The following is a 21552-nucleotide window of genomic DNA, read 5'->3' on the forward strand; positions in this document are numbered from 1 at the left end:
TTAGGGACGACTGGATTGAAAACTGCAATAATTACGCGACTGGATTGCAAAGAGCCTGTTCGTGCGCTCAAGATGAGCTATCGCGGCATTACCGGGCGAGTCTCTATGCATGGGGGAGGACGAGCTCATCATGAGTCCGCTCTTGAACGTGACTGGCTTAAATGCTTAGCTTTCGATCCCGACGTCAAATCGGTCACGGTTCAGCCGTTCACCATGTCATATGAGTATGAGGGTGTAGTTCGAACCTATACGCCAGATGTGCTTGTTGAACGCGAAACGCCAGCGTACGGCGCAAAGATCGTCGTCTATGAGCTCAAATTCCGCAGTGAACTCAAAGAAATATGGAAAGAATTTCGACCACGTTTTCGTGCTGCAGTCGAGCTTTGCCGTGCGAATGATTGGCGCTTCAAAATTATGACCGAGCTGGAGGTGCGCACGCCTTACCTGGCAAATGCAATCTTCTTCCGCCGTTACGCCGCACTCGCACCTCAAAAAATTACTGAAGAGCAACTCCTGTTTTCGTTGAAAGCACTTGGGCCAACTACGCCTCAAGCGCTCCTTGCTGCATCCTACAATACCCGCGAATCTCAGCAAATTGCGATGCCCTTCCTTTGGCGTTTGATCGCGCATCGCCGAATCGCGGCAATGCTAGATCGTCCAATGTCGATGCATTCTGCTATTTGGCTGCCAGGAGTTTGACATGGTCGGAATTTCCAGAAACTTCTTCAAAGTCGATGTTGGCACGCTGGTTCAGTGTGAGGGACGTGGTTACAGAGTGACGCACCTGATCTCCGCAAATAGCGTCGTCGCGGAGGATTTGGAAACGAAAGAATCCAAGCGTCTGTTCATTGATGCCCTCAAGATCCTGCAAGAAAAAGGTGAAAGCGACGAAAAGCACGAAGTCGCCGCCCCGGACAGCTTGCAATACTCCAACGAAGAATGGGCTGAAGCACAGCGGCGCCTCAAGGCAATTAAACCTCTTCTCCAGGAGCCCATTCGTACGCGCGCTCGCGTCGAGATCATTGCGAAAGAACATGGCGTTCATGCGGCCACGCTATACAAATGGCTGAACCTGTTTCAATCCGCTGGGCATGTTTCTGTGCTCATACCAAGTAAGCGAGGGAGAAAAACAGGTACAACGTTCCTCGAAGAGCATCTGGAAACCATCATTTCCTCTGCTATCCAAGACGAATATCTGACCAAGCAGCGAGGCACTCCGCAAGATGTCATCGATGAGGTTATTCGCCGCTGTCGTCTGGCGAGAGTGGTACCGCCGCATGCCAACACTGTTCGCAATCGTTTGGCGGCGCTCAAGCCAGCTTCCACTTTGCGTGCACGTGGCTTCAGAGACAAGGCGCGTGACAAATATGACCCGATACAGGGGAATTTCTCCGATGGTACCTATCCCCTTGCCGCCGTTCAGATCGATCACACGCCGACCAACGTTGTGCTTGTCGACGAAAAATATCGCCAACCCATTGGACGCGCTTGGCTTACGCTAGCCATTGATACTTTCAGCCGAATGGTCGTCGGCCTTTTCATTTCCTTCGAGCGACCAGATGCTTCGGCCGTAGGAATATGCATGGCCCGCGGGATATGCACAAAGCGCGAGTATCTAGCGCAACTTGATGTACCTGGCGACTGGGGTGTTTGGGGCGTGCCGGCGATTGTCTATGTTGATAACGCTAAGGAGTTCCGCTCTATGGCGTTAGAGCGAGGCGCCGACGAATACGGTATTGACCTGCAATGGCGCCCCGTTAAGACACCTAATTTCGGTGGGCACATTGAGCGAATGATGGGCAATGTCGGAAATCATGATCGAAAACTGCCAGGTGCCACATTCTCCAAACCGGAACAGCGCGTAGGCTACGATTCAGACGCTGAGGCCGCATTGACCGTGCGAGAGTATGAGCAAAAGTTGGTAGATTTCATCGTCAATATCTATCACCAGCGCAGGCATAGTGCACTGGGTATGTCGCCTGCGAAGCGGTGGGAGCTTGGCGTCAATGGAGATGGCCAATCGATGGGAACTGGGTCTATGCCAATCCCTGAAAACCCTGTTCGTATCGAAATTGACTTTATGCCGTTTTTCGAGCGTACCGTTCAGCGCTACGGTATTCAGATCGACAATATCTTCTACTACAGCCGAGCCCTTGATCGCTATATCAATGCCGCGGATCCCGACGCCCCGGATACAAAGCGCAATTTCCTCGTCCGACGACATCCATCGAACATCTCCAAGATCTATTTCCTCGACCCAGCCGACAATCGCTATATAGAGATTCCATATCGCAATATTGGACATCCCCCGATCACAATTTGGGAGCTGCGCCATGTCTTGGCAATTCTTAAGAAGCAGAGCGAAGACGACATTGACGAAGATCGTATTTTTGCAGCCATAGAGCGCATGCGGACTCGCGTGGAACAAGCGGTCGCGACCACCAAGGCGGCTCGACGACAGCAGGCGCGAAATCCTGCAAGCGAATCTCGACCCGTCAGCGCGGCTATACCCGGCCATACGGCCGCCGCTGCGAAGCCTCAGAAAGAGCCGGCCGGTGCCGCCGCAGACGATCCATTCGCCATGGAAATTCTGCCATTCGATCAGGTCACCTCGCAGCGATGAATACTCAAGCCCAGAAAAACCCTCAATTTCCACATCTCTCAGCAGATACGGGTGATGCTATGTATCTCACGACAGCTGAGCGAATTGAATTTTGCCGACAAGACAAATGGATCGGTTATACGCGTGCGGAGTGGGTGCTCAACAAGCTTGATGAGCTACTGATCTATCCCAGGACAATGCGCATGCCGAGCATCCTTGTCGTTGGCAGAGGTGGTAATGGCAAAAGCGCCATTCTTGAGCGCTTTCTTAATCGCTGTCCTGGACAGGTAACCGCGTCCGGTGACCCTGTGATGCCTGTACTTAGCTTCGATATGCCGGAGACGCCGGATGAGGGTGAGCTTTGGTCAACGATCTTATGGCAACTAGGTATTTCTCACCGGGAAAAAGATCCGCCACACTTAAAGAAGCGAGAAGCCAAATCTGCCCTGCAATATGCGCAGGTACGGATTTTGGTGATCGACGAATTCAATAATCTTCAGAACATGGGGAAGCGTGCTGCCGATATCTTGGCAGCTATCAAAGGTATAAGTAACGATCTCAAGCTATCCATTGTTGCAGCCGGCACCTCGGAGGCCATCAATGCGCTCAACACAGATCCGCAAATGAAGAATCGATTCGAACCGCTAGCATTGCCACGTTGGCCACTCAATGCAGATTATTTACGATTTCTTGCAAGTTACGAGACCCTACTTCCGCTCGCTAAGCCGTCAAATTTGATTTCTCGTCCGATCGGCATGAAGATCTACGGCATGTGTGGCGACACCCTCGGCGCGACTGTGAAGCTACTTAAGAATGCTGGAGCCTATGCCATCGAGAACGGCATCGAGCAAATCACAGAAGAGGTTCTTGACTCTGTGAAGTGGACTGGTCCGGAAGGCTGGGACGAGGTCGCCAGAACCATATGAGCGCGCTCCGGCCTTGGGTGATTCGCACTCAACCAGGTTCCTCGGAGCTGCTTAGCTCCTATTTAGTTCGAGCTGCTCATGCTCATGGCATGAACCCATATCGCTTTTACTCGTTCCACTTCCCGCGTGTTTGTATCTGGAATCGTGATATCGATCGCGCCGCCAGTATCGACTTCTTGCTTCAACTGTCCGAGCGTGCATCCCTATCTGCCGAACAGGTCGGCGACCTGACGCTAAACAAATGGCGCCGTGTGGTGTGCGGTACTGACATGCTGCCACCAATTGCACCTGGAACCGATCCGTGGATCAGTTCGATTGGGATCTTTCATCGCATTCGTCATCGATTTGGTCTGCAGTTTTGTCCGCAATGTCTTGCCGCTGATGGAATATTTAAAAAGGAGTGGCGTCTATCATTTGTAACAACGTGCTTGGAGCACGGCTGTTCGTTAGCGGATTGCTGTGGACGATGCCTTGCTCCAGTGTGTTTTCATCGAAACGATGCATTGCTCTGCAACTGTTGGCAGTGCGGGTATCCGCTGGCCAAGTCAGCTAGTGACTCTGATGCAGGTTTAGAGAAGCGGCAGCGTGGGCAGCTATATCTCATGAATGCCCTCCAGGCCGGAGTGACCTCTGTTGGAGACGCTACAATTGAAAGTGCCTCATTTTTCAAAGGGCTCTCCTTGCTTTTCCGGACCATCAAACTAAAGTTGGCCTCTTCCGACCAAAAAATCAATTTTCCCGGCTTTACCAGTGGTTGTATGGGGACACGTTTCGAGCATGAGCGACTTGTCGTACGAGCAGAGCAGAGTCTCGCGATTTCGGGACTGTTGGATCAATGGCCTGAGCAGCTATTGGAACTGGCGTCCGACATAAAATTGAATCAGAGCTCATTTGCTAAACGGGAGGCAATTCCCGTGTGGCTCGCCCCAACTCTTTCTCTCCTCCCCACAGGCAGCCGTCGAACTCGATCACGAAAGACGGTGCCCGTCCGTCTCGCTCTTCAGCGTATCGCTCGGAACAAGAATGAAGGATGGCGTACAAATCGTGCTCGTATCCTTTTGGAAGCGGCCGGAGGTGGCGCATGAGTATCGATAAGAAGTACGGTCGCTACTGTGATGGATGTGGCGATACGATTCAGAAGGCGCATCGCATATGGGATGGCAAAGACTTTTGTGCAACCTGCTACAAGAGGCATTTCGTCTCGCGGCCGTGTCTTCGGTGTGGCGCATCCGCGCGTGTGCATAAAAATAGTCATGAAGACGCAATTTGTCGTAAATGCAGCCTGGAAGGCCGGACATGCCAGCGCTGTAGCAAGCCGATCGTCGGAAAGGCCGGGATGATCAGCGCGGGCATGCCTGTGTGCCCCAGCTGCACCCCTTACTTCCGAGAACCTCGGCCTTGTGAGCAGTGCGGTCGACCTTCAACGCGGCTCTCGTCTATGCCCCAAATGGGCATTCACGCGAAGATCTGTGATCGATGCCGCAATAGCGCCAGTTGCAAGACTTGCTCCGTTTGTAAAAAATCTAGAAAGGTTGCCGGCTATACGGACGCAAATAGTCCGTACTGCGCTCAGTGTGTCCCAGGACAAGAGAGCACTCACGCATGCCCTGGCTGCAATACCACTCTGCCAGGCGCCGGCAATGCAAAATGCCGGCCTTGCATCAATAAAGACCGGATTCTGAAGGATGCAGTGATGCTAGCCGCAACGCTGGATCATGCATGGGCCAAGGATTTTTGCGTCAATTTCGCTCACTCGCTTTGGGAGCGGAAGAAAGATAGTCCGGGTCTTGCCAAGTTGTATCAGGCCCATCAACCCATGTTGCAGCGCCTTGATGCCACCTACGCTGAGATTGTGGAGATCTCTCCCGATACGTTGTTACGTGATTTCGGAACCGCAACCCTGCGCAAACACTTGCTTGTGAGACGCTATTTGGAAGAAGCGCTGTCAATTAAGGTCTGTCAATCTTCGCGAGAAGATGCGGCAGATCGAGATCGGATCAAAGTGAAGCTGGCGGAGCATGGCGGGAAGCCTTGGGGGCCCTTGCTGAAAGAATACGCCTCTTGGCTAGAAGGGCTTGAGATCTCAACACGGACCCGCCGGCTCTACATCGCAACGGCGGCAACCTTTTGTGCCGAGATTAAGGTCGGCCCCTCGGGTTGGACAGAAAGTCAGGCACAGCGCCATCTTTTACGTCATCCGGGTGCGTACTTGAATCTACTCAGATTCGTTGGATTTTGCTCAGAGATCCGTGGATGGAGGGTGGTGATGCCACCCCAAAGCCACGTTCTCAACATCAGAACCAAGCCTCCTGCTACCGTGGCCCGGCTGCGCAAGCTATTGGATATGGTGGATGCGGAAGGACCGGAACATGTACAAGATAGCGTCTTGTGTCGTGTTCTAGCTTTGTCGTTTGGACTGACTATTGCAAAAATGAAGTCCATTCCAAGAGAGAACTTTACTTCAGACGGAAATTGCTTGAAATTTAAGGTTGATAGCGATTCTGTTGAGATTCCAACGGGCCTGCTTGCCATTGCTCAGGCTTATTTACAACGCATGGCCGCTTAGGATCCATTTGCACTCGGTTAGCTATTCAGCGAAGCTAATGCCCCGTTATTTATCTGCCAATATTCTTGCCATATTTCTATAAAAAGTATCTTTTATGAAAATCAATGGCAGTGACGGGAAAATTACTTAAGCAGGTTGCCAATTTAGGAAGTACATCGCAAAAGTTCTTTTTTCTCAAAGTTGACAACGTTGCGCGTACGGCGGCGAATATCCTTAGCATCTGTGTTTACGACCAATCCCTTATTGATCAAGCTGCGTAGCGCATTTTGGATTTCGGACGGGAAGCAATCCGACTCAGACAGAAGACTTGCGAAGACATCGATCGTCACACTCAAGGTATTGTTGCTGAATTTTGAGAGCCAGAGTTCTTCTAGCATCTGCATTCGTTCAGTATCACTGGCTACAGTAGGCAAAAGGTCAGCATCAAAGCCAAAGAGATCTCCACTTCCTGAGTCTTTCTTTTGCTTCTCAAATTTTGCAGCCGCTCTCACTGTATTCTGCACAGGAGCGAGCTGTTCGGACTGCTCCATGAATTCGATGATGCCCTTAGGATGGCGTGTCAGGTAGATCAAGTGATACTTGGTTCTGTCGGCTGTTGGGGCGAGTACCGACACGTAAGAGGTCATGGCCCTATTCCCGTGGCTTTTGGCCTTTTCTGTAATGGCCACCCGATACAATTTTAGAAGATAGATCTCTCTTGCAGTGGGATCCTGAGGAAGTTCATCAATACTGATGTACTTACCAAAGAGTTCGGCTACTGTTTCACGCTGTCCGGCCATCGAAACAACCCGATTGGCGAAGTCGTACATGAGGTTAATCAGGAATTCACTGCGCGGGCGAGAAAGTAGCGGAGATAAAACTTCAGGTTTCACCACGGCCCAACCCTTTGGATCAATAAAGAAGAATGCAAAGCTGGAGCTAGGTATTTCCTTTAATAAATCCGGTATTCGATCAACAAAGTCTCCTGGGAAGCACTGCGTGTGGATCTCATCGGGGGTATTTGATCGCAGGAAATTTTCTAGCCGCGCAAATGCGTGCTTGTTTTTTTCGATATAGATAGCCTTGAACCTGACTACCTTCCCGACTTTTGCTAAAGCGTCTTTGACTTGCGATAGAAGTTCAAGCGAGATGCCGATAGATGTGGCCGAAAGATCCGCACTATCATCCTGCCAGGGCCCGGCAAAGCAGTCGACGAACACAACCTCTCCTTGGCCGAGAGCGTGAGCGTGGTACCCCACGATGTAGAGCAACCGTTCCAGGTAGCCCTTTAGAAGAAGATGTTTAATGTAAGCCTGCTCCCGGCCAACATAGGCGTCTGGAATGATCTGATCCAAATTTAACTTCATGGCATTGCTCCGGCTAGAAGGGAAGGAACAGGGAACGTTGGTTGCTCGGTATCAGAATGTCGGAGGCACCAATAGCGCTGCCTTTGGTGCGTTGTCCGCCGCCAGATTTTTCGACGCGAATGTCCCTTGTCTGCAAAGCGATATCAAGCGACTGTCGAATCAATTGTGAATTAGCGTTGGTTCTATTGGCGATTGATTCCAGCAGCGTCATGAATGAAATTCCTTCCGGATGCTCTTTGATCATCTCTGGAAGGAGCTCACCTAACCTCTTGATGCTGGCATCTTTCAGGAGGTCATCAAAAGCGGCCGGCTCCTGGAAAGACAATCCCATTTGACCAGTCACTCCTTCATCTTGATTGGCCTGATAGCCAATCTGGAAAAGACCAGGCTCCAAACTGTGGCCGAAGCTATTGCCGTGTTGCCAGTGGACGCCTTTCATGACGTCATTTGCTTTGTAGACATTCGAGAGATGAACAAGCCAATATGACCATGGGCGATGACCTTGAGGGGTGACGAAGAACAAGGTCATGAATTTGGCACCAGTCGCTCGCCAAATGCCGTAGGCAATCTGGCGTTGAATCATTTCCCGCCAGCGTGTTTGAGCCTTGAGGGCCTTATAGCCATCCCAATCTATATGTTCGCGCAGACCAATGCGTTCCGTGATTTGATGAAATTCTTTGCTGTCGGTGAGAAAGGTAAGGAGCGAGTCGACATTAAACGTCAGGATAACTTCCGCCCCTTTTAGTGAGCTCATAATGTAGCGGACAGTTGGAAAGCTAATGTCATCGTAAGCGTACTGGTCAAGCAAGAACAGAGCTCGCTCACCGCCTTTATGGCCACGAGTATGCGTGACGATATCTTTGCAGACCTCTTCAAATGCCTTTTGGTGTAGGAATATTTTTTCGCCGAACTGCGAGCTATATCCTTCCGACTTGAGGAGATGGCGCAAATACTCAAAATTGCTTGGATTGATTTCGACGAAATGGAATCTGGTATCAACGTTCCTCTGAGTTTTAGTCCGGGTGACGTTGAGATGAACTATTGCTTCTTTGACTGTTTGAAGCAGTAACAGAGGAGAGCCAAAGGTTTCGCCACACTCGTCGATAAAGCTTCCACCACCTGCGAAACCGTCGACCAGTGTTAGCTTGAGCTGGGGCATTAGAGGATTTGCCATCAATACTTTGATGTATTGAAGCAAGTAATCCCGAATGATTTTGTGTTTTACCTTACTGTGCGAGTCGATTGGCGGGGGAGGTTGGCCGACAATCCACGTCCACTTATCACCGTTCTTTGACAAATTTTGCCCTAGTTATTCTAGGCAGCCCGATTAAATGGCGAGTTCAGGAACCTGGTCCCAGGTCATCCCTCCCAATTCACGCCCGCTCTTCGTCTTTCCCACCTTCACCAGGTTGATAATTTCCCCGTCTCTACCAACGACTGCGATGCGTTGCGCGCGAGCGGAAATTCCTTCCGCAATTAGCTCCTCCGGCGCCCAATGTCCCCATTGCTTGAAATGGAACGGTACATTGGCCTCACTGCATTGGTCCCTGAGACTTTCTGGCCAAGCTGGATTCATGGATCTTGAATCAGGCCCGCTTTCCCCGCCGGCGATGACCCAATTGATCCCTGCCACTGACGATCCTGGCGTTTGCAAATACGGCTGCAGGTTCATATGCCCCAGAAGGGGTTCCGCCGAGATAAAGCGTACCATCACATCGTGTTCAAGCAAATGGTCAATTCGTTTATCGAGCCAAAGCTGGTTTTCAGTGCTGGTGCCGAGCCATATGTTGCGCGGCCACTTTCCGCTCCAAGGCGCAAGTTTTCGCACATGGCGAATACGTTTGGTCAGCAGCAGCCAGTCAAGATTGGGTGTCGCTTCAATCAATGCCCAAAGCCTATCTCGTGCATCGTTCAGATCGGCACGGTCTTCGAAGACGTCGGCCATAGACGCGCAAAACACTCGACGACGCTCACCAACTAGGGCTGCCTCACGATTCCATTTCAGCGGTTCCCGCCAATGAGCATCCGTGAAAAATCGACGAGGAGCTTCTTTGCCCCAGAGGTCGTTCATGCCGACTCTCTTTGCCCAGGTTTCGGCATAGCAGTGCTTACATGCTGGCGATATACGTACACATCCCCACCACGGATTGAAAGTGTGATGAGTCCATTCGATTTTGCTGTTGGCGCCCATGTTGTTCCTCAGATTTCACAAAATCTGTATAAATATACAGTATCAACGCCGTGCATCAGCTAGCCAATCCATCATTCCAGATTGATATTCTGCCGACCGATTGCTTGCATGCACTGTAAGAAAAAAACAAATGAAAAGCTGCCGCGGCTTAGTTTGTTTGCAATTCCCGCGTAGGTTTCCATCACTCCGATCTCTTGGAGCTTTAAAACGAGGTCGCTATACGACATGCCTGAGCGGGTTAGCTCGGACCTGAGGATGTTTGCTGCCTTGGCGTTCCAGCGATCGGTTTGCACAGATATGTTTGATGTTGCAAATTCGCAATTATCACATATGATAATTTAAAATCACAAATAATAAATATCTATCATATTTGGTAATTGCATATTGGCTTTCGGCCTCTAAGCCTTTAATAGCTTGATCAGTTGTGCTTCATCATTTCTGCCCGCTACTGACTCTGCGGCTGTTGCTCCACTACCTGCGGCATGGACTACGCCTTCTATTTTGTAGCCGCCCTTTTGCTGGCCAGTGCGGCAGTGATGTCGCGGATAAGGCGCAAGATGCAATAAGTCGGAAGCAAAGAAGAAAAAACCAGGCCCAATATGGCCTGGCTTCTTTTGTGCGGGCAATAACTGTGATCAACTTTCCTTCGGGTCTTCTGCGTTATTGGAAAAAGGTGATGGCACAGCAGCGCATCTTTCTTCCCAAGCCCGCCTCTCTTCTGAAATTCGCGTCATCATCTCGCGAAGCGCTTCATCACGGTCCCACTGCCCTTCTTTCTTTACGGGAGTGGTAATTCCGACGTGTTCACGTAAGCGCTGCGCAATTTTTGCCACATCTAGTCCGAGCTCGGCATAACCGTATTGGCGAGCCCAGAAGAAATCTGTGTATTCGGGCGGATCTGCAAATTCCCATTTCGCATCAATCTCATTGATCAGTTGTTCGTTCTTGTAACGGAGGTCTAATATTTCGTACATTAAGTCTGACGGCAGAACCTTCCAATCGACGCCGAAAGACAGAGGGTCGAATGTTGGCGTCTTCACGGTCGGAACGTAATATTGACCATCTTTGCTGGCGGGCCGCCCGTATGCGCTACCGTCGTCGAATGCCACATGAACGCAGTCATTGGCAAAGCGTTCCAAATGGGCAGTGACCAAAATTGCCAGGTAGCTTGATTCTTTCTTGATACGACCCGACTCGCGATCAGCCTCGCGTTTCCATGTCAAAAATCCCCCAAGCCAGACACCGCCTAGGCCCGATGCCGCAGAAATGACGCTAGATAAAAAGCTCCAGTCGCATGCCATATTGATCCCCCGATCCATTAGTCTGCTCAGGATATCCGATCGAGATGGTGCTAGCATGGATGGAGTGGAACAAAAACACCAGTTGAGAGTTGGCGTCAAATACATGAGTGGCAGCGACTGAGCGGCGCTGTTGCGCAGCCCGGCCGGCAGCACATCTCAATTCTTGTTTGCGATCACTCTTCCGCTTACCTCGCCAAATCCGATTGTTGGCAGACCATCTCGAACCGCCACGGTTTTCATGACGATGGTATCGCCATCGTCCAAGAAGACGCAGCTTTCGCCGTTGGGAAGCGCAATGCGATTCTTGCCGCCTTGAGTCAGATCGAGCAGTAAGCCTGCCTCGTTCGGATTAGGCCCCGATTGAGTCGTGATGGTCGAGGTCAACAGTTCAGCGTCCTTCCATCCTCCTTCCACGCCTTTTTGAACCATTCCGGCAACTTGTGCATATTTCAGAGGCTCGTGGACACTTAGTTCGGTTTGAGTTGGGCACGCAAACCGGAACGAACTGGACAGAGCGGTGGCAACCTGGACAGTACGATGCACCCAAAGTCCGTTATTGGCCGATTTCAGACATCATATGCCCCTCGCAACTCGCCACTATACATCCGAAGGTAAAGCTTGCTTCAACAGAAACGCCACGAAAATCTCGGCCGAAATTGTGCTGGAGAACCATTCGTCGGAGAGCAACGCAATTGCGGCAGCGCCGAAAAAAAGTAAGGTCCCGTCTGGACAATTAAGGTCCTTTTGTTTTTGATGCGCCCGGTAGTGCAAAGCAGCTTAGTTCTCGCTCAACCCTTATCCAGCTCGAGGGGTTCACTTTAAACCTGGCTCATTTGTGAGAGTCTAAACTCTACTGCTGTGTCAGGAGCGCGATGGCCTCGAATAGGAGGTCAACGATTATTTCTGATCCAACGGAATATCGTCCTTCCTGTCCAGAAAGAAACATGATCGTAGATCGGACGGAAGAAAAATTTTGCGCTAACAAGATCAGATGCACAGCGCTCGGCCCTCTCACACCGGCCAACCAGTTCTGCACAGTCCTCTCGCTTGCGTTTGTAAGCTTGCAAAGCGTCTTCACGGCATGCCGAGATGCTCCAATCTCTTGCTTGAGCGCGACCTCAATCGCTATCGCATACTCATGAGCTGTTAAATTTTTGGGAGTTTCGGTCCGCAATTTTTTGCGTGCTTCTCGCAACATATTTCACCTCAGCGAAAGTATATTGATCCCAAGCCATAGGAGATTAGGTCGTAGCGCAGATGCTTCAGATGAGGTGAAGGCGATGTCTACAAATAGGCCCGCAAAACGCACCCTGGACAAATCAACTCAGCAGCGTGCTGCTGCGTATGTACGCATGTCCACTGAGCACCAGCAGTATTCGACCGAAAATCAACTCGATGTAATAACAGCGTTCGCTCTGTCGCGAAATCTTGAAATTACTAAGGTCTACACGGATGCGGGTAAAAGTGGATTACGACTAGAAGGTCGTGACCAGTTAAAGTCACTTTTGACTGACGTAGAGTCTGGATTCGCTGAATTCGGAGTTATTTTAGTATACGACGTCAGCCGCTGGGGGCGTTTTCAGGATCCAGATGAGAGTGCTAGCTACGAGATTCGTTGTAAACAAGCCGGTGTTCGAGTTCTGTATTGTGCAGAACAATTTGAGAATGACGGCAGTGCCGTTTCTAGCATCATCAAGAATGTCAAACGAACAATGGCAGGGGAGTACAGCCGCGAATTAAGTGTAAAGGTTCATGCAGGGCAGCTACGGCTGATCCAACTCGGTGTTCGTCAAGGCGGTGCTGCCGGATACGGCCTCAGAAGGATGCTGATTGATCACACCGGGAACCACAAAGGAATACTGCAGGCCGGTCAACATAAATCTATTCAAACAGACCGGGTGATCTTAGTGCCAGGCCCGGAAGAAGAGACAGAAATAGTTCGGTGGATTTACAACGCATTTGTCGAAGACGGTTTGAGCGAGGCCGAAATTGCTGCCAACCTTAACGGTCAGGGAAAGCTCACAGACCGCGGAACATCATGGACTCGTGGTACGGTTCATCAGATTTTGATTAATGAGAAATATGTAGGAGATAACGTCTGGAACCGTACATCGTTCAAGCTCAAGTTAGAGCGTGTTCACAACCCACCCGCTGCTTGGGCCCGCGCTGAGGGTGCTTTTTCAGCTATTGTAGACCGCCTTATTTTCAATGCAGCACGTCAGATCATTTTGGCCCGCTCTTATCGGCTTACTGATGATGAAATGCTGGATGCGCTGAAACGACTATTGCATGAACACGGACGGCTCTCAGGAATAATCATTGACGAATCTAATGGATGCCCGTCTAGCAGCGCATTCGCCAGCCGTTTCGGTAGTCTCATTAGAACATATACTCTCATTGGTTACGATCCTGGACGGGACTATCGCTATCTTGAAATCAACAAAAAGCTCCGGGAAGCTCATCCAAAAATCGTCTCCGCGGCGATTGCCGCGATAAATGCGGTCGGGGCAACGGCTGAACAAGACCAGAAATCCGATCTACTCTGGATCAACAAGGAGTTTAGTGCAGCCCTTGTGCTATGTCGTTGCCGCAGTCTGACTAACGGCGTCAATAGATGGATTTTAAGATTCGACAATTTAGTACGAGCTGAAATCACTATTGCAGTCCGGATGAGCGAAGATGCATGTGCGATCCGCGACTATTATCTCCTTCCCCATATAGACCTCTTTTCTCAAAAGCTCCGACTTGGGGAGGCGAATGAAAATGGGTTCGATGCGTACCGCTACGATGACCTCTCCATGCTCACCTATTTAGCGCGCCGAATAGCGCTTTGAGAGAGAAATATGGCAAATCCTCGAGAGCTTCATTCGGAGCATCTAGATGCGTCCAAACACATTTCGCTTATCCCCGCCGACCGCATCCGGATTTTGAATCCGCGCAGCAGAAATCCACTCATTTTTTCTAGACTTGTTGAGAACATTTCGGTACTAGGATTAAAACGCCCTGTTACGGTCGCTATAGGGGGAAAAGACGCAACAGGTGAGTGGTACGAAGTCCTGTGCGGGCAGGGCAGATTTGAGGCACTGAAACACCTTGGCGAGACCGAGATACCGTGCTGCATCGTGGCCGCACCTGAAATAGATCGTTTCCTAATCTCGCTCACCGAAAATATCGCTAGGCGTAGGCACACTACCGAGGAACTACTCAGCGGCATTCTCGTGCTACGACAAAAAGGATACAGTACAGAGCAGATTGCCATCAAAACAAATCTGGAGACAAGCTATGTTCGAAGTATTCTCCATCTCCTCGATAACGGCGAACAAAGGCTTCTGCGCGCAGTTGAAAAGTCTCAAGTACCGGTCTGGCTTGCCGTCGAAATTTCGCGTGCGTCTAGTGACGGGGTTCAGAAGGCGCTGATGGATGCATATGAAGACGGCACGCTAAAAGGCGACGAGCTTCTTGTCGTTAGGAAGATAATCAGTAAGCGAGAAGCGCTAGGAAAATCGGCGTATCCCAAGCACAAGAGAGAGCAAGATAGTCCGACACCACAGAAGCTGCTCCGGATATATAAAACCGAAGTGCGTCGGCAGCAACTGAACATTCAAAAGGCTCGTGTTCAAGAAGAGCGCCTTCTACTCATCATTTCAGCAATACGACATTTTTTATCTGACGAGCACTTCCGAACTCTTCTTCGTGCTGAACAGGTAAACGATATTCCAGAAGTCATTGCTAGGCGTCTACCAGGAGATCTGCTGCCATGAGCCATATCAGACACTGCTTTGACCGCATTATCTTAGATTTGGAAATTAACAAAATTCGCGTGTTGGTGCCAATTAAGAAGCAAGTTCTTGTGACGCCGAAATTTAGGAGTATTTTAAGTTCAGTGAAAGAGCTTGGCATCATCGAGCCACTCGCTGTGCATCCTTCCCAAGGACAACCAGAATATTTTGATCTTCTAGATGGAAGACTCAGGCTGGAAGCGGTGAAGTCACTTGGCCAAAGCACCGTTCGCTGTATGGTTGCCCTGGATGACGAGAGCTTTACCTACAATAAACAAATAAATCGAATTGCCTCAGTTCAGGAATACCGGATGATTCGAGCAGCGCTAGCTAAGGGAGCCTCCGAGGACAGAATTGCAAAGGTTTTGGCTATAGACGTCAAAAAAGTACGGGAGAAGGCACATTTACTCGATGGAATTGCACCAGAGGCCGCCAGACTTCTTCGGGATAGACAAGTCTCACCTGAAGTCTTCAGGGTTCTCAGAAAAATGAAACCCATACGGCAAATCGAAGCTGCAGAAATGATGATAGCAGCAAATAAGTTCGCGAAAAGTTATGCGAACATGATACTCGTGACTACACGGCCAGAAGGGTTAATAGAAAAGACGAAAAGCCAGGTCGGTAAGGAAATTTCACCCGAGGACATTACTCGTATGGAAGCCGAGATGGAACGGCTGCAACATGACAGCCTAGCTGTAGAAGATACTATTGGGGACACTATGCTTTCCCTTGTCGTGGCTAAAGGCTTTATCAATCGTCTTCTTCGCAACGAAAATATTCGTCTGCATCTTCACCGGCATCATCCAGATTTGCTCTCCAGCGTTACCGCGACACTTGATGCTATAGCAGCAGATGGTCGTGGTATCAGTCAGGAGTAGACGATACAGGGCGATAGTCGGAATATACAGGGGTATAAATAGCGGGCCCGTCGCCGCTTTCGGCATCAGACTTGCCCTCGACGTCTGCGCGCATAGAAGAAGGCAACTCTAATAGCAATCCCGCTTGATTCCGCACGGATGCCTTTAAACGATCCTACGGCCATCAGCAAATCGCTCGATGCACCGTCGGCCAAGAAAGCGGTACCGCTAGAGGTTGGTACGGATACAGGCGCGGTCTGCAGATGAGACTATCTGGGTGAATAAAAAGGCCCGTTCGGGCGCTTTTGGCCGATTGCGGTCCTACCCGGACATTGGGAGAAGAAAAATTCATTATATGACCAAGACCGCTTCTGGCCGATTGCGGACATCGGCAACTGTAGCAAACATTCGTATCTGGCAATGAAAATTCTGCTTCGCAATTCTCAAGCGACCCACGCCCCGTAAGGGCTTGCGAGGCGCTAAATTTCCTGATTGCGAAGCAAACATTGTCCCCACGAGTTCATTTTCGCTGACGCAGTCGGGCACGGCTAGAGATGAAGGAAACGTCATCCTTGCTTACACTCATCTCGGCACTTAAAGATTCGTTACGAACGCCATGCTTAAATCCAAGAAGTCCTCTACCCTCGGTTTGCGCCTTGAGGTGCTAGATGAGGTCAAAATCTCTCTTAAGCTAAGTTCGCAACAGCCCCTTACTCTGATCCTTTCCCAAAGGCATAGCCGAGCGCCAGCGTTATGATCGGAACGAAAATATTCCAGGTTGATTTGATTTCGTCGATCAGGTTTGGAGCCCTTTCAGGAAACACTAAAGCGCGCACAAATAGGGCAGAACTTATCACGCAACCGATGACGAAGCTCCATCGCATTGCCACCCAGATGAAGGTATTTTTGGCGTGCTCACCAGAGCCGAATAATTCGGCAAACTTCCCTACGACATTTGCCTTGCCTTTAACTTCGCTGAGGACAGGTTTAACGTTTGGTTTTGATTCGTCATCGATAGAGTTAATGGCCGCTGAGCTTTCTTCGAGAAGAGATTGATCGCTCATCATTCAGCCTTCGTATAGAAACAAAGCTCGAGCCTACGCGCGCCGCCTTTGCCAATAGTGGTTAAATAATAAGTAATAAAGGTATCCATGCCATTAATCTTCCCAATTCTGACTGGCTTGAAAACACTAATTGCAGGCTTGTCATGATTGTATAAAACAAACTGCATTGTTTTTTTGTCTTCGGAAGGCTGGCCGTGAAAACGCGCTCCCCCTTCATCCTCCATTAAAGCAATAGTGAGTTCGACCGACTCAATCTTGATACGAATCGATTCCGCATCTTTAAAATGCACTATGTGCGTGCCTACTTGTACAAAATCGTCAATTTGTGAAGTTATGGTAAGAGGATTTGGCACTTTTTTCTCTATTTTCAGGTTATGGGTAATGAAGGGCTGATATTTTTCTTGGCCCCCAAAAAATACATCTCAAACTTTATCAGGATCGAACCGTATTCGCATATTCCGAGAAAATTTTTCGCTTCGCAATTGCCAATTGAGCCGTATCCTAACTGGTCTTGCGGGCCGCTGTACCTCTAAATTGCGGAGCAAAAATCACTCTAACCTATTGATTTTTATATTTCCCCTGCTGATTCGTAGTCAGTAGGTCGACGGTTCGATTCCGCCCATCAGCACCAGTACCAGAGCGGCTTGCAGCGATGCAGGCCGCTATTTTTTTGCTCCGCAAAGCACTATTTTTTGCGGAGCAGCTGAATTCCGAGAGCATTTCTGAATGCCAGCTCACAAAAAAATAGCCCAATCTAGTCAGGCTATTTTTTAATGAGATGGCGGCTTCTGGCCGATTGCAGACGTTAGATATCTAGGAGTTCTTATCGCCTTTGTATGGCATGGGCCAATGACTCAGGCCTTCTTCTCCATATTGCCGTAAATGCTCATCCGGGCTTTGTGTCATCACCACAAGTGCTTCTCTCGATTCTTCTGTTCCAATACGTGCCAACGCATAGGCGCATTTGCGCTGGAACTCGTGTAGATTCCCCCACCGCACCAGCTCTTGGAACGGGATGACGACTGCCTTACTTATAGCCGGTACAGCATTCGAAGCCCCACTTAACCCGAGCTCAAATACGATGTCTTCGTGCAAGCCGTGCCCATCCTGTACCAGTAATGCCGTGAGAATTGCCTCTCTCTCAGGACCATTCGGCGTAGATGCCAAAGTATCAAATAACTTCTGAATTTCTTCTTGCATGGTTTTTAGGATGAATGGCTATTCCTGGCCGTTTCCGCCCATATTTTCAGAACTCAAAAATCGCAATATTCCAGTTCTATTCCGCGCAGTTCAAGGCAAATGGCGTGTTCCGTATCCCATTGTGGAGAAATGTAAAAACATGAACTCAGTGTTTGCATGCCTTCGTCCCGAATGACGACAATATCTCTCACAACAAGATATGGCGGCAGTTCATCTTTTTTTAGCTTTTCTGGAACGTCGCAGGAAGCTAGCCATTCCGAATGGGCATCGAACCCCCGGTAGTGTTCATAGACTTTATCCAATAATTTATCTGGATTTGCTTGCATAAATGAGACTAATCTTTCAGCTTCATTAACCATCTGCAAATCTGGCTCGCCAATATCCGGGCGAAGTTCGACGGCAAATAAACCTAATACGCTTGGAATTAAAACTGGGTGGACCCAAAAATCGAAAGCGTACGACCCTCGTGGTGCTTTCGTAAATTCGGATAGTTGAAAAATTATTGGCATGTGCTTTTTCTATTGAAGGTCCGCTTCTGGCCGAAAGCGGCCCTTTGGTCCAAGCAATTCTCCTTCAAGATGCGGTCGTATCGAGAGCCCAGTCGACGATTTGCTCGGGACTGGGATCGTAGTCGCTCATCGGCTTTCCGCCACCCCATGTGTCGCTATCGTGGTCATAGTCGGGGGCGTAAAAAATGAGGTTTGATGCGTGTAGCCGTGACACGTTACAGTCAAATATAGCCATGTACGCCTCGTGTAAGCCACCTCGATCTAGTTTCATCGCGCGCCGGACAATTTCAATAAGTTCTGCTCGGGTGATATCGGGCACCGGCTTTATGTGCTGCTTGCGTAGTATTCTGCGTACGAAGTTAGCGTGATCTTCACTTCCATGGATGCCTTGGAAAGAAATCATCGCGAGTTCTGTTCCAGCAAGCCTGTTGAACTCGGCGCGCAGCGCTTCATTGGGAGTGCCATCAAGGGCATCAGCCAGCTCAGCGAGCCGGGAGACGAGTTCCTCATCGAGCGATGGGGGGGTAAGCTCTCGCCGCAGTTCCATATACAACACGCTCCGAAAGATTAGTTTCTTGAAGGTCCACTTCTGGCCGATTGCAGACGGCGTTCTGTGGCCCGTGTCAATTCACGCATTTCTGAAAGAGGGGCCTCTGTTCCATTGCAAACCGAGTAATGTCGCAAACCAGCTCCGTCAGGGGGGCATTGCTCAGAAAACGAGTGCATTGAAGGGACATGAATGCTGGAAACCGTTGCCGGATTTTCTCTTCTTCTCGCCGTGAGTTTCTATTCAGGTAATGTCGCCTCATTTGGCGACTGACAATGATATCAACGCATTCCTCCAGCTCGAAGGAGGGTAGCAGCAAGACAGACAAGGGGTCATTTTCGATTTGGTGAAGCAGCGCCAGGTAACCTTCGTCAACGTCAACTGGATATGTCATGAAGCCAGAGGATAAGGCAAGAACTACGGACGCATTGACTGTGGAGAGAATTGATTCGTAAAGAGCCAAGTTTCGCCGCGCATACGCGCGATAGCCCTTCGTTTCGATAAATGCAGAAATATCGCCAACAGAGGAGATAAAACATTTATCGAGATCCACGAATTCCCAACCTAGCTGCTTACCCAGCAACTCTCCAGCACTCGTTTTCCGGCACCGCCAGGGCCTAGAAGATGAAGGACATTTGTCATTTATTTTTTCTCATGCTCACGCGTCCGGAAAATATATTCGATGTCTGTTCTTGGCCGATTGCGGACCTCTACGATCCTGTAACCCATTGATCCGTATCGCGATATTTATTCAGTCCCACAACGCCAAATCTATCCTGATCCTCGGAGACATTGACGCCGACCAAAGCAAGCGCGGAATTAATTGCATCAGCGCCGACAATCGGACCTGAAACCACTTCGCCGCCGTTGATCACCGCATACGCTTGCGCCCCGACACCTCCAAAGTATTCGGCTTCCAAGTATAGGACCGGACCTGGAAGAGCGATTTTTTTGCAAAGAGCAACCAACGAGTGTGGCATCGCTTTTTCACCACCCTCCGTCAGAGGAAGGAAAGGAATGCCGGTGGCCGCTCGCAGAGCGCTTGTAATCGGAATCATAACCAGCCCCTGATTTAACTCCACCAGACCCGGAAAGACGGCCGAGTCCCCCTTTTCTAAAGAACATCGCGGCAGGACGAATGCCTGAAGGGTATATGCCATATTTTTTGTTTCCCAAGTTCGCGTCTGGCCGAATTAGAGCATCCCCTCGGATGACGTATGCATAGTCCTCTTCTGGCCGATAGCAGTCCTAAACGCGGTGTGATTGGATTTATTTTACTCGCCTGGCAGTCCTCATCCCCGAAGACGGTTCTAGTCGACTGTCGAGTTTCAGGAAAAACGCAAGCGAAAGCCCGCCTCTTGCGGGCTTTCTCCATTTCCGGCCTCCGTTTTTTGCATCTTGCATTGCTGCAAACAAATTTCTAGCCAGCAAAAAGTAACTCGACTCGATCCCTTCGAGTCAGACGACCTTGCTCCAGACGCTTGGCCTTCGGTACCAGCACCAGTATTACGGCACATTTCATTTATATCTGTAGGGCCACTACTGGCTGGCTGCGGGCTTCTTAGATGGATAGGCTATCGGCGCTGAGTAGTTTTATGGTCTTCCAGCTGTCCAGCTCGACTGAACTAGAAACGTTCACGTCGCCGAACTAAGTGTCCACCATCACTGAAATACGCAATGGCTGCGTATCATGCTGCTTCGACCAAGAGTTCAGAGCTACATAAGCCGTTGTTGCACCGGTCTTGAATGACTTGTCATTTCTGTATTTGTATTCAATCGCCCGCTCGAGAAATAGGCCCTCCCACACCTCGCGGCTTAGTTCATGAACGAATTTCGTCTTTACGCTGAACAGATCGGACAGCGAGCGCAATAGTGGATCGCGGAGCAACGTAGGACGGGATTGAACTGCAAATTCGCATAACACGACAAGGGAATGTGGATCGCGCTGTAGAACTGAGAGTAGACAGCTGGGGGCAAAGGGAGGGCGACATTGGTAGACCGCCCTTTTCTTTTGGCGATCAGTCAGATGTTGGCCAACCACCAAGTGGAGAAAGCGTCGAGATCTTTGTGCTGAGAGTGCACGATCCTTAATTCGTCGCCTGTATTGGGGCTGCCGTTGGGCTCACGTACTACCAACGCAGCATGAATGTCGGCCGGTAGGCCGCGCATATAGGGGAGATAGTCGTCGACGAATGCGACGGGAGACAATTTTGCCAGCGTCCTTGCTTTCGGGCTGATAGAGCCTGCGGCGCCATGAGTTGCATATACCCGATCGACAGGAAAGCCGCAATCCTGAATGTTCTTCGTGCGAGCTGCTAAAAATTGATCTTCAATCGCGCTAACGCAGACCAGGTCATAGCCTGCCGCGCGCAAACGGTGACAAGCCTCAACCGCACCGTCACAGGGCGGTATGGAGCTCCAGAATTCTTCGTTGAAATACGACCGGAAATGCGCCAATCGCGGGCCGAAGAGTCTTTCAACATCCCAGCGGTCGATCGGCCAATAAGCATGAGGATCTCGCAGGCAAGGTAAAGATCCGAACGCCCGTGACCAAGCGTCGCGGTATGCCGCGTGGTAGTCCAGCAATACACCATCTGCATCCAGAGCAATGAGAGCCATGGTCTAAGCGCGAGTTACACCGACATCCTCAATCGTGGTCGTCGA

22 protein-coding genes are annotated in these 21552 nt (G+C 50.1%); 8 read left to right on the forward strand and 14 right to left on the reverse strand.

Annotation, left to right across the window (positions count from 1 at the left end; all coding sequences use genetic code 11):
- Positions 1-15: 15 nt before the first annotated feature.
- The 5 genes from GWL_RS23140 (at position 16) to GWL_RS20580 (ending at position 6094) form a co-directional block, all read left to right on the forward strand.
- Positions 16-699, forward strand: coding sequence for a TnsA endonuclease N-terminal domain-containing protein (locus GWL_RS23140; RefSeq protein ID WP_202799760.1), 684 nt, complete (start codon positions 16-18; stop codon positions 697-699).
- Position 700: 1 nt separating this feature from the next.
- Positions 701-2623 (forward strand): Mu transposase C-terminal domain-containing protein, encoded by a 1923-nt coding sequence (locus GWL_RS20570; protein ID WP_008334053.1) that lies wholly within the window; start codon positions 701-703, stop codon positions 2621-2623.
- Entirely contained in the window at positions 2620-3528 is a 909-nt protein-coding gene (locus GWL_RS20575; RefSeq protein WP_008334054.1) for a TniB family NTP-binding protein, read from the forward strand. The genes GWL_RS20570 and GWL_RS20575 overlap by 4 nt, the downstream gene beginning before the upstream one ends.
- A complete protein-coding gene (locus tag GWL_RS23145; protein ID WP_081486109.1) occupies positions 3525-4613 on the forward strand; it encodes a TniQ family protein in 1089 nt (362 codons plus the stop codon). The genes GWL_RS20575 and GWL_RS23145 overlap by 4 nt, the downstream gene beginning before the upstream one ends.
- Positions 4614-5221: 608 nt before the next feature.
- A complete protein-coding gene (locus GWL_RS20580; RefSeq protein ID WP_034351541.1) occupies positions 5222-6094 on the forward strand; it encodes a hypothetical protein in 873 nt (290 codons plus the stop codon).
- 143 nt (positions 6095-6237) lie between these two features.
- Here the strand turns inward: GWL_RS20580 and tcmP are convergent, their stop codons facing one another.
- The 6 genes from tcmP to GWL_RS20610 all read right to left on the reverse strand — a co-directional run bounded on the left by tcmP (position 6238) and on the right by GWL_RS20610 (position 11316).
- A complete protein-coding gene (tcmP, locus tag GWL_RS20585; protein ID WP_008334057.1) occupies positions 6238-7440 on the reverse strand; it encodes a three-Cys-motif partner protein TcmP in 1203 nt (400 codons plus the stop codon).
- 13 nt (positions 7441-7453) lie between these two features.
- Positions 7454-8737 (reverse strand): three-Cys-motif partner protein TcmP, encoded by a 1284-nt coding sequence (locus GWL_RS20590; protein WP_008334058.1) that lies wholly within the window; start codon positions 8735-8737, stop codon positions 7454-7456.
- A 30-nt stretch (positions 8738-8767) separates the two neighbouring features.
- Complete coding sequence (locus tag GWL_RS20595) at positions 8768-9631, reverse strand: DUF5131 family protein (RefSeq protein WP_034351542.1); 864 nt, start codon at positions 9629-9631, stop codon at positions 8768-8770.
- Between the two features lie 71 nt (positions 9632-9702).
- Positions 9703-9924: a DUF6471 domain-containing protein gene (locus GWL_RS23980; protein WP_255347977.1), complete on the reverse strand. Its 222-nt coding sequence runs from the start codon at positions 9922-9924 to the stop codon at positions 9703-9705.
- Positions 9925-10266: 342 nt separating this feature from the next.
- On the reverse strand, positions 10267-10950 hold the full coding sequence (locus GWL_RS20605) for a hypothetical protein (RefSeq protein ID WP_050978158.1): 684 nt from the start codon (positions 10948-10950) through the stop codon (positions 10267-10269).
- A 138-nt stretch (positions 10951-11088) separates the two neighbouring features.
- Complete coding sequence (locus tag GWL_RS20610; RefSeq protein ID WP_157174300.1) at positions 11089-11316, reverse strand: hypothetical protein; 228 nt, start codon at positions 11314-11316, stop codon at positions 11089-11091.
- Positions 11317-12212: 896 nt separating this feature from the next.
- Here GWL_RS20610 and GWL_RS20620 point away from each other — a divergent pair.
- From GWL_RS20620 to GWL_RS20630, 3 genes are read left to right on the forward strand one after another with little or no spacing between them, the layout of a single operon-like run.
- Positions 12213-13766 (forward strand): recombinase family protein, encoded by a 1554-nt coding sequence (locus GWL_RS20620; RefSeq protein ID WP_081486123.1) that lies wholly within the window; start codon positions 12213-12215, stop codon positions 13764-13766.
- Between the two features lie 9 nt (positions 13767-13775).
- Positions 13776-14693 (forward strand): plasmid partitioning protein RepB C-terminal domain-containing protein, encoded by a 918-nt coding sequence (locus tag GWL_RS20625; protein WP_034351549.1) that lies wholly within the window; start codon positions 13776-13778, stop codon positions 14691-14693.
- On the forward strand, positions 14690-15589 hold the full coding sequence (locus GWL_RS20630) for a plasmid partitioning protein RepB C-terminal domain-containing protein (protein ID WP_034351550.1): 900 nt from the start codon (positions 14690-14692) through the stop codon (positions 15587-15589). Before GWL_RS20625 ends, GWL_RS20630 begins: the two co-directional genes overlap by 4 nt.
- A gap of 689 nt (positions 15590-16278) precedes the next feature.
- Here GWL_RS20630 and GWL_RS20635 read toward each other — a convergent pair.
- From GWL_RS20635 to GWL_RS20665, 8 genes are all read right to left on the reverse strand, one after another.
- Positions 16279-16632 (reverse strand): hypothetical protein, encoded by a 354-nt coding sequence (locus GWL_RS20635; RefSeq protein ID WP_050978159.1) that lies wholly within the window; start codon positions 16630-16632, stop codon positions 16279-16281.
- A complete protein-coding gene (locus GWL_RS20640; protein WP_157174302.1) occupies positions 16632-16985 on the reverse strand; it encodes a DUF6864 domain-containing function in 354 nt (117 codons plus the stop codon). Before GWL_RS20640 ends, GWL_RS20635 begins: the two co-directional genes overlap by 1 nt.
- Positions 16986-17445: 460 nt before the next feature.
- The gene (locus GWL_RS20645) at positions 17446-17832 is read right to left on the reverse strand and encodes a hypothetical protein (RefSeq protein WP_034351554.1); all 387 of its coding nucleotides are present in this window, start codon (positions 17830-17832) and stop codon (positions 17446-17448) included.
- A gap of 53 nt (positions 17833-17885) precedes the next feature.
- Positions 17886-18341 (reverse strand): hypothetical protein, encoded by a 456-nt coding sequence (locus tag GWL_RS23545; protein ID WP_157174303.1) that lies wholly within the window; start codon positions 18339-18341, stop codon positions 17886-17888.
- 64 nt (positions 18342-18405) lie between these two features.
- Positions 18406-18894, reverse strand: a complete 489-nt coding sequence (locus tag GWL_RS20650; protein WP_157174304.1) for a hypothetical protein — start codon at positions 18892-18894, stop codon at positions 18406-18408.
- A 70-nt stretch (positions 18895-18964) separates the two neighbouring features.
- Complete coding sequence (locus GWL_RS20655) at positions 18965-19441, reverse strand: shikimate kinase (RefSeq protein WP_237713616.1); 477 nt, start codon at positions 19439-19441, stop codon at positions 18965-18967.
- A 157-nt stretch (positions 19442-19598) separates the two neighbouring features.
- Positions 19599-20048 carry a hypothetical protein gene (locus GWL_RS22795; RefSeq protein ID WP_050978162.1) on the reverse strand — a complete coding sequence of 150 codons (450 nt, stop codon included), beginning with the start codon at positions 20046-20048 and terminating at the stop codon, positions 19599-19601.
- 862 nt (positions 20049-20910) lie between these two features.
- Positions 20911-21507: an HAD family hydrolase gene (locus tag GWL_RS20665; protein ID WP_034351556.1), complete on the reverse strand. Its 597-nt coding sequence runs from the start codon at positions 21505-21507 to the stop codon at positions 20911-20913.
- Positions 21508-21552: the final 45 nt, after the last annotated feature.

The sequence above is a fragment of the Herbaspirillum sp. GW103 genome (assembly GCF_000261365.1).
Lineage (GTDB): Bacteria > Pseudomonadota > Gammaproteobacteria > Burkholderiales > Burkholderiaceae_D > Herbaspirillum.

What these genes read in the sequence shown, in the direction of transcription:
- GWL_RS20570 (WP_008334053.1), top strand. Translation starts at nt 701, where the DNA reads ATGGTCGGAATTTCCAGAAACTTCTTCAAAGTCGATGTTGGCACGCTG.
- GWL_RS20575 (WP_008334054.1), top strand. Translation starts at nt 2,620, where the DNA reads ATGAATACTCAAGCCCAGAAAAACCCTCAATTTCCACATCTCTCAGCA.
- GWL_RS23145 (WP_081486109.1), top strand. Translation starts at nt 3,525, where the DNA reads ATGAGCGCGCTCCGGCCTTGGGTGATTCGCACTCAACCAGGTTCCTCG.
- GWL_RS20580 (WP_034351541.1), top strand. Translation starts at nt 5,222, where the DNA reads ATGCTAGCCGCAACGCTGGATCATGCATGGGCCAAGGATTTTTGCGTC.
- tcmP (WP_008334057.1), bottom strand. Translation starts at nt 7,440, where the DNA reads ATGAAGTTAAATTTGGATCAGATCATTCCAGACGCCTATGTTGGCCGG.
- GWL_RS20595 (WP_034351542.1), bottom strand. Translation starts at nt 9,631, where the DNA reads ATGGGCGCCAACAGCAAAATCGAATGGACTCATCACACTTTCAATCCG.
- GWL_RS20605 (WP_050978158.1), bottom strand. Translation starts at nt 10,950, where the DNA reads ATGGATCGGGGGATCAATATGGCATGCGACTGGAGCTTTTTATCTAGC.
- GWL_RS20620 (WP_081486123.1), top strand. Translation starts at nt 12,213, where the DNA reads ATGTCTACAAATAGGCCCGCAAAACGCACCCTGGACAAATCAACTCAG.
- GWL_RS20625 (WP_034351549.1), top strand. Translation starts at nt 13,776, where the DNA reads ATGGCAAATCCTCGAGAGCTTCATTCGGAGCATCTAGATGCGTCCAAA.
- GWL_RS20630 (WP_034351550.1), top strand. Translation starts at nt 14,690, where the DNA reads ATGAGCCATATCAGACACTGCTTTGACCGCATTATCTTAGATTTGGAA.
- GWL_RS20635 (WP_050978159.1), bottom strand. Translation starts at nt 16,632, where the DNA reads ATGAGCGATCAATCTCTTCTCGAAGAAAGCTCAGCGGCCATTAACTCT.
- GWL_RS20645 (WP_034351554.1), bottom strand. Translation starts at nt 17,832, where the DNA reads ATGCAAGAAGAAATTCAGAAGTTATTTGATACTTTGGCATCTACGCCG.
- GWL_RS23545 (WP_157174303.1), bottom strand. Translation starts at nt 18,341, where the DNA reads ATGCCAATAATTTTTCAACTATCCGAATTTACGAAAGCACCACGAGGG.
- GWL_RS22795 (WP_050978162.1), bottom strand. Translation starts at nt 20,048, where the DNA reads ATGGCATATACCCTTCAGGCATTCGTCCTGCCGCGATGTTCTTTAGAA.
- GWL_RS20665 (WP_034351556.1), bottom strand. Translation starts at nt 21,507, where the DNA reads ATGGCTCTCATTGCTCTGGATGCAGATGGTGTATTGCTGGACTACCAC.